Annotated in this window: 12 protein-coding genes and 3 tRNA genes; 8 read left to right on the top strand and 7 right to left on the bottom strand. The window is 66.3% G+C overall.

Features of this window, described 5'->3' with window-relative positions; all coding sequences use genetic code 11:
• The 6 genes from mutY to ABE960_RS03060 all read left to right on the top strand — a co-directional run bounded on the left by mutY (position 1) and on the right by ABE960_RS03060 (position 2,706).
• Entirely contained in the window at positions 1–1,092 is a 1,092-nt protein-coding gene (mutY, locus tag ABE960_RS03085) for an A/G-specific adenine glycosylase (protein WP_349760759.1), read from the top strand.
• Between the two features lie 22 nt (positions 1,093–1,114).
• Positions 1,115–1,387, top strand: a complete 273-nt coding sequence (locus tag ABE960_RS03080; protein WP_349760758.1) for an oxidative damage protection protein — start codon at positions 1,115–1,117, stop codon at positions 1,385–1,387.
• A gap of 92 nt (positions 1,388–1,479) precedes the next feature.
• Positions 1,480–1,555 (top strand) — tRNA-Phe (locus tag ABE960_RS03075).
• A gap of 6 nt (positions 1,556–1,561) precedes the next feature.
• Positions 1,562–1,636, top strand: a tRNA-Gln gene (locus ABE960_RS03070).
• A gap of 43 nt (positions 1,637–1,679) precedes the next feature.
• Positions 1,680–1,755, top strand: a tRNA-Thr gene (locus ABE960_RS03065).
• A 285-nt stretch (positions 1,756–2,040) separates the two neighbouring features.
• On the top strand, positions 2,041–2,706 hold the full coding sequence (locus ABE960_RS03060) for a fumarylacetoacetate hydrolase family protein (RefSeq protein WP_349760757.1): 666 nt from the start codon (positions 2,041–2,043) through the stop codon (positions 2,704–2,706).
• Between the two features lie 81 nt (positions 2,707–2,787).
• Here ABE960_RS03060 and speA read toward each other — a convergent pair whose 3' ends face one another.
• From speA to ABE960_RS03045, 3 genes are all read right to left on the bottom strand, one after another.
• Positions 2,788–4,725, bottom strand: coding sequence for a biosynthetic arginine decarboxylase (speA, locus tag ABE960_RS03055; RefSeq protein WP_349760756.1), 1,938 nt, complete (start codon positions 4,723–4,725; stop codon positions 2,788–2,790).
• The gene (locus ABE960_RS03050; RefSeq protein ID WP_349760755.1) at positions 4,722–5,681 is read right to left on the bottom strand and encodes a homoserine kinase; all 960 of its coding nucleotides are present in this window, start codon (positions 5,679–5,681) and stop codon (positions 4,722–4,724) included. The genes speA and ABE960_RS03050 overlap by 4 nt, the downstream gene beginning before the upstream one ends.
• Before the next feature lie 121 nt (positions 5,682–5,802).
• The gene (locus ABE960_RS03045; RefSeq protein ID WP_349760754.1) at positions 5,803–6,102 is read right to left on the bottom strand and encodes a DUF2782 domain-containing protein; all 300 of its coding nucleotides are present in this window, start codon (positions 6,100–6,102) and stop codon (positions 5,803–5,805) included.
• Positions 6,103–6,279: 177 nt separating this feature from the next.
• Here ABE960_RS03045 and polA point away from each other — a divergent pair, with 177 nt between their 5' ends.
• A complete protein-coding gene (gene polA / locus ABE960_RS03040) occupies positions 6,280–9,039 on the top strand; it encodes a DNA polymerase I (protein ID WP_349760753.1) in 2,760 nt (919 codons plus the stop codon).
• A 119-nt stretch (positions 9,040–9,158) separates the two neighbouring features.
• Here polA and ABE960_RS03035 read toward each other — a convergent pair whose 3' ends face one another.
• The gene (locus ABE960_RS03035; protein WP_349760752.1) at positions 9,159–10,190 is read right to left on the bottom strand and encodes a Fe(3+) ABC transporter substrate-binding protein; all 1,032 of its coding nucleotides are present in this window, start codon (positions 10,188–10,190) and stop codon (positions 9,159–9,161) included.
• Positions 10,191–10,431: 241 nt separating this feature from the next.
• Here ABE960_RS03035 and ABE960_RS03030 point away from each other — a divergent pair, with 241 nt between their 5' ends.
• Complete coding sequence (locus tag ABE960_RS03030; RefSeq protein ID WP_349760750.1) at positions 10,432–11,616, top strand: ABC transporter ATP-binding protein; 1,185 nt, start codon at positions 10,432–10,434, stop codon at positions 11,614–11,616.
• Here the strand turns inward: ABE960_RS03030 and ABE960_RS03025 are convergent.
• From ABE960_RS03025 to ABE960_RS03015, 3 genes are all read right to left on the bottom strand, one after another.
• Positions 11,533–13,164, bottom strand: coding sequence for an ABC transporter permease (locus ABE960_RS03025; protein ID WP_349760795.1), 1,632 nt, complete (start codon positions 13,162–13,164; stop codon positions 11,533–11,535). The genes ABE960_RS03030 and ABE960_RS03025 overlap by 84 nt on opposite strands.
• Positions 13,165–13,385: 221 nt before the next feature.
• Positions 13,386–14,714, bottom strand: a complete 1,329-nt coding sequence (locus tag ABE960_RS03020; RefSeq protein ID WP_349760749.1) for a TRAP transporter large permease — start codon at positions 14,712–14,714, stop codon at positions 13,386–13,388.
• The gene (locus tag ABE960_RS03015) at positions 14,711–15,214 is read right to left on the bottom strand and encodes a TRAP transporter small permease subunit (protein ID WP_349760748.1); all 504 of its coding nucleotides are present in this window, start codon (positions 15,212–15,214) and stop codon (positions 14,711–14,713) included. The genes ABE960_RS03020 and ABE960_RS03015 overlap by 4 nt, the downstream gene beginning before the upstream one ends.
• Positions 15,215–15,242 lie beyond the last annotated feature (28 nt).

Below are 15,242 nucleotides of genomic sequence, written 5' to 3'. Positions count from 1 at the left end.
ATGACGGACATTCCGCCGGCTATCCTGCCGCCCGCCAGTTTCCAGCAGCGCCTGCTGGACTGGTTCGACGAGCACGGCCGCCACGACCTGCCCTGGCAGCATGATCGCAGCCCCTACCGGGTCTGGGTATCCGAGATCATGCTTCAGCAGACTCAGGTGACCACGGTGGTCCCCTACTTCGAGCGCTTCATGGCGCGATTTCCCGATGTGGCCTCGCTGGCCGCGGCAGCGCAGGACGAGGTGCTGCACCTGTGGACCGGGCTCGGCTACTACGCCCGGGGCCGTAACCTGCACAAGGCCGCCCGGGTGGTGATCCAGGAGCACGGCGGCGAGTTTCCCGTTCATAGCCTCGAGGAGATGGCGGCCCTGCCCGGCATCGGCCGTTCGACGGCCGGGGCGATCATCGCCCAGAGTACCGGGCGGCGCGCGGTGATCCTCGACGGCAATGTCAAGCGTGTGCTGACACGCATGCACGCCGTAGAGGGCTGGCCGGGGCGGCCGGCGGTGGAGCGCCGCCTCTGGGCCCTGGCCGAGCACTATACGCCCGACGAGCGGCTGGTCGACTTCACTCAGGCGATGATGGACCTGGGGGCCACCCTCTGCCGGCGCGGGCGTCCGGCCTGCGAGCGCTGCCCCTTCGAGGAGGCCTGTGTTGCCCACGCCCGAGGCGATGAGAGGCGTTATCCCGAGTCAAAGCCGAAGAAGGCCGTGCCGACTCGCACCACCACCATGCTGCTGCTGCAGGACCGTGAAGGACGCGTGCTGCTCGAGCAGCGCCCCTCCAGCGGCCTGTGGGGCGGGCTCTGGAGCCTGCCCCAGTTCGATGATATCGAGGAGCTGGAGGCGTGGCTGGCCACCCATGCGTCGGGCAGCGAGCTGGCGTCGGCCTGGACACCCTTCACCCATGTCTTCAGCCACTTTCGCCTCGAGATCACCCCACAACCGGCGCGGATCGGCCGGTTGGATTCGGTGGACGAGGCGCGCTGCTGGTACGATCCCTGTGATCCCGCCAGCATCGGCCTGGCGGCGCCGGTCAAGGCACTGCTGGCATCGCTCGAGCCCTTTTCACTGACCACTACCGCGGGGCCATGAACCCCCACGAGGAGAGACTTCGATGAGCCAGACCGTCTTCTGCCGCAAGTACCAGAAGGAAATGGACGCCCTGCCGTTCCCGCCGCTGCCGGGCAAGAAGGGCCAGGAGATCCAGGCCAGCGTCTCGAAGCAGGCCTGGGAGGAGTGGCAGGCGCTGCAGACCCGCCTGATCAACGAGAAGCACCTGAACATGCTCGACGCCGCCTCACGGGAGTACCTGATGGAGCAGATGGAGCGCTTCCTCGACAACCGTGAGACCGACCAGGCAGAAGGCTATGTTCCCAAGGGCGACTAGCCTGCCTGTGGCGGCAAAGTTCCGCCATCTTTCTGAAAAGGAAGGGGTTGACGGAAACGGCCTCCTGAGGTTTAATACGCCCCGTTGGCAGCGGCCAGATAGCTCAGTCGGTAGAGCAGGGGATTGAAAATCCCCGTGTCGGCGGTTCGATTCCGTCTCTGGCCACCAATATGCTGGGGTATAGCCAAGTGGTAAGGCACCGGTTTTTGGTATCGGCATTCGCAGGTTCGAGTCCTGCTACCCCAGCCACGCCAACCCTGTTTCCGATTCTGTCACTCGAGTCGGTTCCCGCGCCGGCATAGCTCAGTTGGTAGAGCAACTGACTTGTAATCAGTAGGTCCCGGGTTCGACTCCTGGTGCCGGCACCATTATCGCATCGGGATATCAGACGAGTTGCAGCATATATGAGGCCACCCATTGAGGTGGCTTTTTTGTGTGCATGACAGCCTGCAGGTTGAAGCGCCCTGGATGGGTTTCGCCGCCGCCTCTGGCCTGATACTGAAAGCACCCGGATGTTTACGATCCGGGGGAGGTCTGGTCGCCCGACACCCCTCGTGAGGCGGCCGCGGCGCTGGACCCTCGGCGCCGCTGGAGTAGACTGAGACGCCTGTCGCCTGACCGCGACGGCACTCACGAGAAGGAGAGGACCCGACATGCGCTTCGTGCCCCGTTTCACCGATGGCCAGGCATTTCCGGATGTTCTGGGCAAGATCGTCTGCGTCGGCCGCAACTACGCCGAGCACGCCCGGGAACTGGACAACCCGGTGCCCAGCGAGCCGCTGCTGTTCATCAAGCCGGCGACAGCCGCCGTGCCGTTGGAACAGCCGGTCAGTGCGCCCTTCTCGCGGGGCGAGGTGCACTACGAGACAGAGCTTTCGTTGCTCATCGGCGAGGAACTCTCGAACGTCACCCCCGAGCAGGCCGAGCGGGGGATCGTCGGCATCGGGCTGGCGCTGGACCTGACCCTGCGCGACGTGCAGTCGCGCCTGAAGGAGAAGGGGCATCCCTGGGAGGTCGCCAAGGCCTTCGACGGCGCCTGCCCGCTCTCGGCCTTCCTGCCCCTCGCCGAGGTGCCGAACTGGGCCTTGCTCTCCTTCACCCTCGAGGTGGACGGTGAGATCCGCCAGGAGGGCCGGGGCTCGGACATGCTCTTCCCGGTGCCGTCGCTGGTGGCGGAGATGAGCCGCCACTTCACCCTGCAGCCGGGCGACGTGGTGCTGACCGGCACCCCGGCCGGGGTGGGTCTGCTGCCCCGCGGCGCGGCGCTGTCCTTCACCCTTTCCGGGGGCCTTGAGGTCGCGACCCACGTGGTGGACTGAGCGCCCCGCCCACCCCGCAAGCGAGAACGCCCCGTCGCCATGGCGACAGGGTGTTCTCGTGGGAGGCGGTCATCGCCGGGTTTATTCCAGGTAGGTGTAACCTTCCAGCCCGTCCGAGAAGTCGTCCAGGAAGGCCTGCTGCTGGGCCTGCTCGAGTCCGCTTCGGGAGAGCTGCTCAGCGAGGTGCTCGCGCAGGGTCGAGACGTCGAAGTTGACGTAGCCGAGCACGTCGGCCACCCGATCGCCCTGCTGGATCTGGGTGATCGACCAGTCGCCGTTGGCGTTCAGGGCGGCATCCGCCGAATCGGTATCCCCGAACAGGTTGTGCAGGTCGCCGAGGATCTCCTGATAGGCTCCCACCAGGAAGAAGCCCAGCAGCTTCTCCTCGCCCTTGCGCCACTCGGGAAGCGGCAGGGTGGTCTCGACCCCCTGTCCGTCCACATAGCCGTCGATGCGGCCGTCTGAGTCGCAGGTGATGTCCTGGATCACGCCGCGCCGCTCGGGGCCGCGGTCGAGCCCTTCCAGAGGCAGCACCGGGAAAATCTGCTGGATGCCCCAGACGTCGGGCACCGACTGGAACAGCGAGAAGTTGACGAACAGCTTGTCGGCTAACTTCTCGGCCAGCTCGTCGGCGATCTCGCGATGGGCGCGGTTGCGGGTGTCGAGCAGGCCGCGCAGCCTGGCGCAGGCGGCGAAGTAGACACTCTCGCCCTCGGCCCGGGCATCGATGTCGGTCATGCCGATGACGAAGCGCTCGTGGAGCTCGCCCATGGCGTGCACCAGGTCGTGCCAGGCCTCCACCAGGCCGCGGGGTTCGGCCTGTTCATGCAGCAGGTCGTGGACCCGCCACAGCTCATCGACCTGAGGTTCGTCCTTCACCCGGCGTTCGGGCGCGACGTGGCTGACTCGCTCCTCGCCGATCACGTTGGAAATCAGCACCGCATGGTGGGCGGTCAGGGCGCGGCCGGATTCGCTGATGATGTGCGGTTGCGGCAACTCCTGCTCAGCGCAGGCCTGGGCGAAGGCCGCGACCACGTTGCGAGCGTACTCGAGCATCGAGTAGTTGGCCGAGCAGAAGCTTCGCGAGCGGGTGCCCTCATAGTCGATGCCCAGGCCCCCGCCGACATCCACGGTGTCCACCGGGGCGCCCAGGGCCACCAGGCTCTGGTAGAAACGGGCGCATTCGCGCAGGCCGCGCTGGATGTCACGGATGTTGGCGATCTGCGAGCCTAGATGGAAGTGCACCAGTTGCAGGCACTCCAGGGCATCGGCCTCGCGCAGCTGATCCACCACCGCCAGGATCTGGCTGGCGGTGAGGCCGAACTTGGACTTCTCGCCGCCGGTGTTCTGCCAGCGGCCGCGGCCCACGGTGGAGAGTCGAGCGCGCAGGCCGATCCGTGGAGTGACGCTGAGGCGACGGGCCTCATCGAGGATCAGCGGAAGCTCCGAGAGCTTCTCCACCACCAGGTAGACCCGGTGGCCGATCTTCTCGCCCATCAGGGCCAGGCGGACGTACTCGCGGTCCTTGTAGCCGTTGCAGACGATCAGCGAGGAGCCGTCGGCCGAGAGCGCGAGCACCGCCAGCAGTTCCGGCTTGCTGCCGGCCTCCAGGCCCACGCGGCCGCGGCCGCGCTCCTGTGTGCCCAGGATCTCCTCGACCACCCGACGCTGCTGGTTGACCTTGATCGGATAGACAGCGGTGTAGCCGCCGAAGAAGGCTTCCTCCTGCATGGCGGTGTCGAAGGCGGCGCAGAGCTGCTCGACCCGGTCATGCAGTATGTCGGTGAAGCGCACCAGCACCGGCAGGCGCAGGCCGGCTTCGCGCAGCTTGTGCACCAGCGGTTGTAGCGGCAGGGCGGGGCCGTCGTCGTCGCTGCCGCGCGGACGCACCAGGGCCTGGCCGCTGTCGTTGACATCGAAGTAGCCGCTGCCCCACTGGTCGATGTTCCAGGTGCGGCGGGCTCGCTGGGCAGGTCCGGCCTGGCTGCTCTTGGACAGGCTGTTCTTCGGCAGGCTCATGCTTTTCCTTCTGGTAGCGGCAGTGCGCCATGCTCCAGACGCGCCTTGAGGATGGTACGGAACTGGTCGGGGTCGTGGGGCGTGAGGTCGTGAGCCTGTGGGTCCACGTAGACCACCAGCAGCCGGGAGAGCCAGTAGCGCAGAGCGGTCATACGCAGCATCATTGGCCAGGCATCACGCTCTGCCGCGTTCAGCGGGCGGCGCTCCAGGTAGGCGCCGAGGAGGGCGTCATGGCGCGCGGCGTCCAGGCGGCCGTTGGGGTCGGTGGCCCAGTCGTTGATGACGATGGCCAGGTCGAACAGAAGGTCGCCGGTGCAGCCGTTGTAGAAGTCGATCAGCCCGCCCAGGCGATCGCCGTCGAACAGGGTGTTGTCGCGGAACAGGTCGCCATGCAGTGCCCCCTGGGGCAGCTCGGGGGCGGCGCCGAAGAAGCCCTGGTAGGTCTCCACTTCGTCCTCCATCAGCGCCTGGTCCTGTGGCGAGAGGTAGACCAGCACTCGGTGGTGCATGGGCAGCAGCCAGTTCAGGTCCCGTGGGTTGGGTCGCTGGCCGGAAAAATGCCTGGAGACCACGTGCATGCGTCCCAGGGCGTCGCCCAGTTCGCGGCACTGGGCCAGGTTCGGCTGCATCGGGTGCTTGCCGGGCAGTTTCGGGAACAGCAGGGCCGGCTTGTCGGCCAGGGTGTGCAGGGCCACGCCGTCACGATCATGCAGCGGGCCGGGTACCGGCAGGCGGTGCTCGTCCAGGTAATCGAGCAGGTCGACGAAGAACGGCAGTTCCTCATGCTCGCCCTGCTCGAAGAGGGTCAGCACCAGTTCGCGTCGGTCGGTGGTAACGAAGAAGGTGGTGTTCTCGGTACCGGCGGGCACGCCCTCGAGGGAGACCAGCGAGCCGGCATCGAAGCGGCTGAGGAATTCGACGACCTGAGGATCGGAAAGCGGTGTGAATACGGCCATGTGTCTCTCGCCCGGAATTGCCAAGCCGCCTATTGTAGCGACTTGGCACTCCGATGCACGCACCCTGACCATGGCCGTGGATCTGCCGCGTCAGGAACCCCGAGGCTGGGCGGTCGAGGGATCAGAATGTCTTCAACACCCACTGGGGAATGGCGATCTGGTCCCCCTCCCGGCGCTCGAAGTCGCCGTCGCCGTCATGGTCGACGAGATAGTAGGAGGGGCCGGCAGAGGGGCGGATCTCGATGGCATAGAGCTCGCCGTTGACCCGGTACTCGCGGATCATGCGATCCTCTTCCTGGCGGATGGTGATGTCCGGCTCCAGGTCGCTGTCGGACTGGGCCAGGGCACCGGCGCTGCAGGCCAGGGCCAGCACGAGGGTGAGCACCAGGGCCGGTGTCTCGCATCGCAGGACCTTCTTCATGATGACCTCCAGTGCTGCTAGGGACGGGTAAGCTGACGGTTCAAGCCAGGCCGATGACGCCCCTTCAGTGTAGGGGTTCGCGGCCGCCCGGCCTACCACCCCCGGCAAAAGACGGCGTCAATGCGTATCATGGATGATCAGGATCACATCACGCCACGCCTCAATGGATGCCGATACATGGCCGACACGCCCATCGTTCTCGTCGACGGTTCTTCCTATCTCTACCGCGCCTTCCACGCCCTGCCGCCGCTGACCACCTCCGAGGGGCAGCCCACTGGGGCGGTCAAGGGGGTACTCAACATGCTCAAGCGGCTGATCAAGGACTATCCCGACAGCCCCATGGCGGTGGTCTTCGACGCCCCCGGCAAGACCTTCCGCGATGAGCTGTTCGAGCAGTACAAGGCCCATCGCCCGCCGATGCCCGATGACCTGCGCTCCCAGGTGCAGCCGCTGCACGACTGCGTGCGAGCCCTCGGGTTGCCGCTGTTGTGCATCGAGGGGGTGGAGGCCGACGACGTCATCGGTACCCTCGCCCGCCAGGCCACCGAGGCCGGCCGCGATGCGGTGATCTCCACCGGCGACAAGGACATGGCCCAGCTGGTCAATGCGCACATCACGCTGGTCAACACCATGAAGGACGAGACGCTGGACGTTCCGGGCGTGAAGAAGAAGTTCGGCCTGCCCCCGGAGCTGATCATCGACTTCCTGGCGCTGATGGGCGACAAGGTCGACAACATCCCCGGCGTGCCGGGGGTCGGCGAGAAGACCGCGCTCGGGCTGCTGCAGGGCATGCAGGGCGGACTCGAGACCCTCTATGCGGACCTCGAGAAGATCAAGGGGCTGGACTTTCGCGGCGCCAAGACGCTGCCGAAGAGGCTCGAGGAGCACCGCGACCAGGCCTTCCTCTCTTACCGCCTGGCGACCATCAAGACCGACTGTGAACTGCCGGTGGGGCTCGACGACCTGGATATCGCCCATCCCGATCGCGAGGCCCTGCTCGAACTCTATCGTCGGCTGGAATTCAGGGCCTGGCTCTCGGAGCTGCTGGAGGGCAAGGACGAGGGCGTCGACGATGCCGACGGCGGCAAGCCGGTGCCGGCCGAGGCCGAGACTGCCGGTGGCAGTGCGGCGCGCGAGGACCATGTCATCCTCGCGCAGGCCGACCTCGAGGCCTGGCTCGAACGTCTGAGGGAGAGCGATACCTTCTGCTTTGACCTGGAGACCACCAGCCTCAATTACATGGAGGCGCAGGTGGTCGGCGTGGGGCTGTCGCTTGTACCGGGTGAGGCGGCCTACATCCCGCTGGCCCACGACTACCTCGATGCCCCGCAGCAGCTCGACCGCGACGCCGTGCTCGAGGCCCTGCGTCCGCTCTGGGAGGACGCCGGCCGCACCAAGGTCGGTCAGAACCTCAAGTACGACATCTCGGTGCTGGCCAATCAGGGCATCCGGGTCGCCGGGCCCCTGGAGGACACCATGCTGGAGTCCTACGTGCTCGATTCCACGGCAACCCGCCACGACATGGATTCGCTGGCGCTGAAGTACCTCGGCGAGAAGACCGTCTCCTTCGAGGAGATCGCCGGCAAGGGGGTCAAGCAGCTCACCTTCAACCAGGTCGCGCTGGAGCAGGCCGCGCCCTATGCCTGTGAAGACGTCGACATCACCCTGCGCCTGCACCATCTGCTGCGCCCCCGCGTCGCGGCCGAGGGGCGGCTCGGCGAGGTGCTGGAGGACCTCGAGCTGCCGCTGATCCCGGTGCTCTCGCGCATGGAGCGCACCGGCGTGGCGCTCGACCCCGAGCCACTGCATATCCAGAGCCAGGAGCTGGAGGCCCGCATCCGCGAGCTGGAGGCCCGGGCCTATGATCTCGCCGGTCGCGAGTTCAACCTGGGCTCGCCCAAGCAGCTCGGCCAGATCCTCTTCGAGGAGCAGAAGATCCCGGTGATCAAGAAGACTCCCAAGGGGGCGCCCTCCACCGCAGAGGCGGTGCTCGAGGAGCTGGCGCTGGACTACCCGCTGCCCAAGGTGATCATGGAGCACCGCGGGCTCGCCAAGCTGAAATCCACCTACACCGACAAGCTGCCGCGGCTGGTCAACAAGGCCACCGGTCGCCTCCATACCAGCTACCATCAGGCGGTCACGGCGACCGGCCGGCTGTCGTCGTCGGATCCCAACCTGCAGAACATCCCCATCCGCACCGAGGAGGGTCGGCGCATCCGCCAGGCCTTCGTGGCCCGTCCGGGGTACTGCATCGTCGCCGCCGACTACTCCCAGATCGAGCTGCGTATCATGGCGCATCTCTCCGGCGACAAGGGGCTGCTCGAGGCCTTCGCCGAGGGCCGCGACATCCATGCCGCCACCGCCGCCGAGGTGTTCGGGGTGGCCCTCGACAAGGTGACTGGCGACCAGCGGCGCAGTGCCAAGGCGATCAACTTCGGGCTGATCTACGGCATGAGCGCCTGGGGGCTCGGCCGCCAGCTGCACATCGAACGCAACCAGGCCCAGACCTACATCGACCGTTACTTCGACCGCTACCCCGGGGTCGCCCGCTACATGGAGCGCATCCGAAGCCAGGCCGCCGAGGACGGCTACGTGGAGACGGTCTTCGGCCGCCGCCTGCACCTGCCGGAGATCCGCTCCCAGAACCGCGCCCGCCGTCAGGGCGCCGAGCGCACCGCCATCAACGCCCCCATGCAGGGCACCGCGGCGGACATCATCAAGCGGGCGATGATCGACGTGGACGCCTGGCTCGCGGGCGAGGCCTTCGATGCGGTGATGGTGATGCAGGTCCACGACGAACTGGTCTTCGAGGTGGCCAAGGGCCAGGTCGATGGTTTCATCGAGGAGGTGAAGGCGCGCATGGAGGGGGCCGCCCGCCTCGACGTGGCGCTGACCGTCGAGGCCGAGAGCGGGGACAACTGGGACGAGGCCCACTAGGCGAAGGGCGGGCTGCTACTGCGCTCGTGACGTAGCTCCCACCTTCGCCAACCCCATGGTTGAATAAAAAACGCCACCGTGGTTCCGGTGGCGTGTTTGTCTGAGGCTGGCCTGACGGCTTACCGCCAGCCGACGCGATCGAAGATGCGCACCGCTTCAGGGTTGTTCTCGCCCAGCACGCTGACGTTCAGGTCGTCCTTCTTGAAGTCGCCCCAGGAGGCGATGACGCCGTCGGTCTCCACGGTCTCCACGGCGGGGAATTCGTAGTTGCCGGTGGCGAACAGGGCCTGGGCCTCATCGGAGGCGAGGAACTCGAGGAAGCGCACCGCGTTCTGGGCGTTGGGTGCACCCTTCACCATGCCGGCACCGCCCACGTTGACGTGTGCGCCGCGATCCTTCTGATTGGGGAAGATGATCTCGACCTTCTCGGCGGCCTCGCGGTCGGCCTCGTCGTCGGAGTTGACCAGGCGCACATAATAGTAGTGGTTGGCCACGGCGATATGGCACTGGCCGCTGGCGACGCCGAGGATCTGGTCGGTGTCGCCGCCTTCGGGGTCACGCGCGAAGTTCCCGACCACGCCCTTGGCCCATGCCTCGGCGTCTTCCTCGCCGTGGTGGGCGATCATCGAGGCCAGCAGGGACTGGTTGTAGATGTTGTTCGAGGAGCGAATGCAGACCTCGCCTTCGAACGCCGGATCGGCCAGGTCCTCGTAGCGGGTGAGCTCTCCGGCGTCGACCTCGGTGGGGTCGATGAAGATCGCCCTGACGCGCTGGCTGAAGCCGAACCACTTGCCTTCGGGGTGTCGCATGTAGGCCGGGAGCCGCTCGTCGAGCACCGCCGAGTCGACGCTCGCGAAGATGTCTTCCTGTTCGCCGCGCCACAGTCGGCCGGCATCCACGGTGATCATCACGTCGGCGGGGCTGGCCTCGCCCTCCAGAGTGAGGCGCTGGATCAGCTGGTCGGAATCGCCCTCCAGGACGTTGACCTCGATGCCGGTCTGCTCGGTGAAGGCCGAGTAGAGCGCCTCGTCGGAGTCATAGTGGCGTGCCGAGTAGATGTTGAGCTCCTCGGCGGCAGAGGCCTGGGAGGCCATGGCGGTACCGGCCACCAGGGCGGCGAGGGGAAGGGCGATGCAACGGTTCAGCGGCATGGAGATACCTCGGATGGGGAGGGGGTTTCGACATTGAATGATAATGCTTTGCATTAAAGTTACGCCATTGAAGCGCCTCCTGCTTCGGGCGTCAAGTCCCGCCGGCGGACCAGATGTTCCAGTTCAAGAAACGCCGTGCCTTGAAGTTCGGTGGAGCGAAATGCGAGCGATAGTACAACGCATTCAGGAGGCTTTCGCGTTACCATGCTCCCAGACATTCTCAACCGGCAGTCGAGACCCCATGACCAGCCAGCCGACCCTTTCTACTGACATGCCGGCGGATTCCGCGCCGGTGCTCGCCATGCACGAGATCCGCCATGCCTACCAGGAGAATCTGGCCGTGGAGGACGTCTCCCTCGAGGTCAAGCCCGGGGAGATCGTCTGCCTGCTCGGGCCCTCGGGCTGCGGCAAGTCCACCCTGTTGAGGGTCGCCGCGGGGCTCGAGCGCGTTCAGCAGGGGCGTGTGGAGCTGGGCGGCGAGTCGATGGGGTCCGGACGCTCCCATGTGCCGCCGGAGAAACGCAACGTCGGCCTGGCCTTCCAGGACTCGGCGCTGTTCCCGCACCTCTCCGTGCTCGACAACGTGGCGTTCGGTCTCGAGTCGCTGCCCTTCCGGCAGCGCCGTCGTCGGGCCTACGAACTGCTGGAACTGCTGGGGATGGAGCGTTATTCACGGGCCTTCCCGCACATGCTGTCGGGGGGTCAGCAGCAGCGGATCGCCCTGGCCCGCGCCCTGGCGCCCGCGCCGCAGCTGATGCTGCTCGACGAGCCCTTCTCCAGCCTCGATGCCCGCCTGCGCGACCGCATCCGCGACGATACCCTGCACGTGCTGAAGAAGGTGGGGGCGGGCGTATTGCTGGTCACCCACGACCCCGAGGAGGCCATGTTCATGGCCGATCGCATCGTGCTGATGCGGGACGGGAAGGTGGTGCAGGCAGGGACGCCGCTGGAGCTCTACTGCACGCCCACCGATCCCTTCGTGGTCACCTTCTTCGGCGAGGTCAACGAACTCGAGGGACGGGTGATGGATGGCAAGGTGGTGACCCCGGTGGGCGACGTTCCCGCCCAGGGGCGGCCGGAAGGCAGCCGGGTGCGGGTGATGATCCGTCCCGAGGCCCTGCGAGTGGTGCCACTGGACGAGCCGCCCGAGTACTACCACAGCCACATCATCATGGCCAAGCTGCTGGGCCGCAGCAGCCTGCTGCACATCTGTGCCCATACCCCCGACGGCCAGGAATCCCACCTGCATGCGAGGGCCCCTGGGGTCTTCCTGCCCCGTGAGGGCCAGCCGATCATGATCGGCCTGGATGCCACCCAGGTGTTCGTCTTTCCCCTCGAGCCCTCAGCGGCTGCCGGGGCGGGAACGGCGCATGGCCATGCTGAGCAGGACCACCGGCAGGATGCCTACTGCCACGATGGCCAGTGACGAGGTCGAGGCCTCGGCCAGGCGCTCGTCCGCGGCCAGGCTGTGGGCCCGAATGGCCAGGGTGTCGAAGTTGAAGGGGCGCAGGATCACCGTGGCCGGCAGCTCCTTCATCACGTCCACGAAGACCAGGATGCCGGCGGCGATCAGGCTGCCGCGCATGATGGGCGTATGCACCTTGCGCAGGGTGCCGCCTGCCGTCTGACCCAGCGTCCGCGAGGCCGCATCCATGCTCGGCGTCACCTTGCCGAGGCTCGCCTCGATGGCGTTGAAGGAGACGGCCAGGAAACGCACCAGATAGGCGTATACGAGGATGAACGCCGAGCCACTGAGAAGCAGTCCCACCACAACCCCGAACTGCCCCTTCATGAAGTCGTTGATCTGGTGGTCCATCCACACGAATGGGATCAGGATGCCTACCGCCACCACCGAGCCCGGTACCGCATAGCCCATGGCGGCGACGCGTGTGGCCACCCGGGTGATCTTGCCGGGGTTGAGACGGGCCCCGTAGCTGAGCAGCAGGGCCAGGCTCACGGCTACCACTGAGGCGAGCGTCGCCAGCAGCAGGCTGTTGCCGGCGAACTCCAGGAAGGCGGCGCCGAACAGCGCATCACCCCCCTGGATCGAGAGGTAGCCCAGCAGCGCGCAGGGTATCAGGAAGCCGAGCAGCACCGGGGTCAGGCAGGCCAGGGTGGTGGCCCAGCCCCGCCAGCCGTGGAGCACGAACTCCGGGAGGTGCTGGTAGCGACCCGTGGTGTGGAAGTAGCGTCGCTTGCCCCGGGACCAGCGTTCCAGCAGCACAAGGGCGATCACGAAGGCCAGCAGGCAGGCAGCGAGCTGGGCCGCGGCCACCTGCTCGCCCATGCCGAACCAGGTGCGATAGATGCCGGTGGTGAAGGTGTCGACCCCGAAGTACTGCACCGCCCCGAACTCGTTGAGCGTCTCCATCAACGCCAGCGACACGCCCCCGACGATCGCCGGCCGTGCCAGGGGTAGCGCCACGCTGGTGAACAGCCGCCAGGGCCCGCGTCCCAGGGTCCGACCCACGTCCAGCACGCACACCGACTGCTCAAGGAAGGCCGCCCTCGCCAGCATGTAGACGTACGGGTAGAGCACCAGGGTGATAAGGGTTGCCGCCCCCCACAGCGAGCGGATGTCCGGGAAGAAATAGTCGCCGGCCGACCAGTCGAAGGTCTCGCGCAGCCAGGTCTGGAGCGGGCCGGCGTACTGCAGGAAGTCCGTGTAGGCATAGGCGATCACGTAGGTCGGCACCGCCAGCGGCAGCAGCAGCCCCCACTCGAAGAGCCGGCGACCCGGGAAGCGGCACATCACCACCAGCCAGGCGGTGCCGGTGCCGATGACGAAGGTGCCCAGGCCCACTGCCACCACCAGGAAGAGCGTATTGCCCAGGTAGCGGGGCAGCACGGTGCTGCCCAGGTGCTGCCAGATGCCGTCGGTGGGCATGAACAGGTGCGCCAGCACCACGATGACCGGCAGCGCCACGATCAGCGCGATGCCGATGGTCAGCGCATTCCAGACGGTGAAGGGCATCGACAGTCGAGAGGGGGCACGCGCGCGGGAACTGTCCGGACTGGTCAACGAGGTCTCCTTCCGTGCCGGGGCGTTGGATGCAGGGATGCGAGATATTTGCGACTGAGAATTCTATCAGTTGGCCTGGGTGGCTGCAGCCACAGCCGTCGTGACCCCCCTCAAGCAGGACGCCCGCCGCTCGGGGAGCGGCGGGCGTCGTTGGCCAGACCTGGAAAGTGGACTCAGTAGCCGATCAGCAGCGACGGCAAGCCGGTCACCAGGGCCGGGAAGAAGGCCATCAACAGACAGGCCAGCACGATCAGCGCGCAGAACGGGATCACCGCCCGGTAGAGGTCGAGGGTCTCGACCCCCTTGGGAGCTACCCCCTTCAGGTAGAAGAGCGCATAGCCGAAGGGTGGCGTGAGGAACGATGTCTGCAGCACCACGGCGACCATCACCACGAACCACAGCACGTCGACGCCCATGCTCTCGATGATCGGCAGCATGATCGGGAAGCTGAGCAAGACGATGCCGGTCCAGTCCAGGAACATGCCCAGGATGAAGACCAGGAAGAACATCAGGATCAGCGCCCCGACGTTGCCGCCCGGCATGGCCATCACTACCTCGTGGATCACATCCATGCCGCCGCCGATGGAGAAGACCCCGGTGAAGGCGGTGGCACCGACCAGCACCAGCATCACCATGGTGGTGGTCTTGCTGGCCTCGATCAGGGTGTTGTAGCAGGTCGAGACCTTGCGGTCGCCGAAGATCAGGAACAGCAGGAAGGCGATGCTTACACCGATGGCCGAGGCTTCCGTAGCGGTGGCGATGCCCGTGAACAGCGAGCCCAGTACCCCGAGGATCAGGGCCATGGGCGGCAGCACGTACTTGCCTAGCATCAACAGCAGCTGGCGGGTGCTGGTCTCGGCCTGTTCCTCCGCCGGCACGAGCGGGCCATAGGAGGGTTTCAGGTGGCAGATCACCAGCACGTAGAGGGCGTACATCACGCCGAGCAGCAGGCCGGGCACCAGGGCGCCGGCAAACAGCGCCCCCACCGAGACCGGGGAGTAGCTGGCCATCAGGATCAGCATGATGCTCGGCGGGATCAGGATGCCCAGGCAGCCGCTGGCCATGATCACGCCGGTGCTGAGCTGCTTGTTGTAGCCGTACTTGAGCATCGGCACCAGGGCGATCATGCCCATCACCGCGATGGAGGCGCCGACAATGCCGGTGGTGGCGGCCAGCAGCACCGAGACGACCACCACGGTCAGCGCCAGGCCGCCGCGCAGGTTGGCCAGCAGCAGGCGCATCGTGTCGAACATCTTCTCGGTGACGCCCGAGTCGTTGAGGAAGCGGGCCATGAGGATGAACAGCGGGATCGCCACAAGGACGTAGTTGTCCATGGCGTTGCCGTAGATGTTGTTGATGATGATGCCGAGTGTGTTGGCGCCGGGCCCGAGCCAGGCGCCCAGCACGGCCATTCCGCCCAGCACGAAGGCCAGCGGATGGCCCATGAACAGGCCGATCAGCAGACCGCCGAACATGAACAGGGTGAGCATTTCTGGGCTCATGCGGCCTCCTCCTCGCGCAGTTGCTGGATGGCACGGATGACGATGGCCACGGCCTGGAGCAGGACCATCACGGCGGTGATGACGATCACCGCCTTCACCGGATAGACGGGGATGGCCACCATCCCGTAGGTGGTCTCGCCGCGGCTGAAGGAGCGCTCGAAGAAGCTCCATCCCAGGGTGGTGAGCATCCAGATGAAGGGCACGAAGAAGATCAGGTAGCCTATGATCTCGAGGGCCGCCTGCTTGCGGCGCGAGAGCAGGCGCTTGAGCACGTCGACCTCGACATGGGCATGGTGGCGCAGCCCGTAGGCTGCCATCAGCATGAAGTGGACGCCGAACAGCATCTTGGTGACGTCGAAGGCCCAATCACTGGGGCGTCCGAGGAAGAAGCGCATGCCGATGTCATAGATCACGATCAGGGTGACCACGGCGATCAGCGGTGCGATCAGGCGACCGAACCCCTCGTTGAGGGCATCGATGGCCTTGGCAATGGCGTTCATCAGCGAGGCTCTCGTGAATCAGTGGGAA

Origin of the sequence: Halomonas aquatica, from assembly GCF_040196335.1 — a bacterium.
GTDB lineage: Bacteria > Pseudomonadota > Gammaproteobacteria > Pseudomonadales > Halomonadaceae > Halomonas > Halomonas aquatica.
This window is presented reverse-complemented; position numbering and strand designations above follow the sequence as displayed.

Coding starts and splice junctions, on each gene's coding strand:
- ABE960_RS03035 (WP_349760752.1), bottom strand. CDS start 10,190: ATGCCGCTGAACCGTTGCATCGCCCTTCCCCTCGCCGCCCTGGTGGCC.
- polA (WP_349760753.1), top strand. CDS start 6,280: ATGGCCGACACGCCCATCGTTCTCGTCGACGGTTCTTCCTATCTCTAC.
- ABE960_RS03045 (WP_349760754.1), bottom strand. CDS start 6,102: ATGAAGAAGGTCCTGCGATGCGAGACACCGGCCCTGGTGCTCACCCTC.
- ABE960_RS03015 (WP_349760748.1), bottom strand. CDS start 15,214: ATGAACGCCATTGCCAAGGCCATCGATGCCCTCAACGAGGGGTTCGGT.
- ABE960_RS03020 (WP_349760749.1), bottom strand. CDS start 14,714: ATGAGCCCAGAAATGCTCACCCTGTTCATGTTCGGCGGTCTGCTGATC.
- ABE960_RS03080 (WP_349760758.1), top strand. CDS start 1,115: ATGAGCCAGACCGTCTTCTGCCGCAAGTACCAGAAGGAAATGGACGCC.
- ABE960_RS03050 (WP_349760755.1), bottom strand. CDS start 5,681: ATGGCCGTATTCACACCGCTTTCCGATCCTCAGGTCGTCGAATTCCTC.
- ABE960_RS03030 (WP_349760750.1), top strand. CDS start 10,432: ATGACCAGCCAGCCGACCCTTTCTACTGACATGCCGGCGGATTCCGCG.
- ABE960_RS03025 (WP_349760795.1), bottom strand. CDS start 13,164: ATGCCCTTCACCGTCTGGAATGCGCTGACCATCGGCATCGCGCTGATC.
- speA (WP_349760756.1), bottom strand. CDS start 4,725: ATGAGCCTGCCGAAGAACAGCCTGTCCAAGAGCAGCCAGGCCGGACCT.
- mutY (WP_349760759.1), top strand. CDS start 1: ATGACGGACATTCCGCCGGCTATCCTGCCGCCCGCCAGTTTCCAGCAG.
- ABE960_RS03060 (WP_349760757.1), top strand. CDS start 2,041: ATGCGCTTCGTGCCCCGTTTCACCGATGGCCAGGCATTTCCGGATGTT.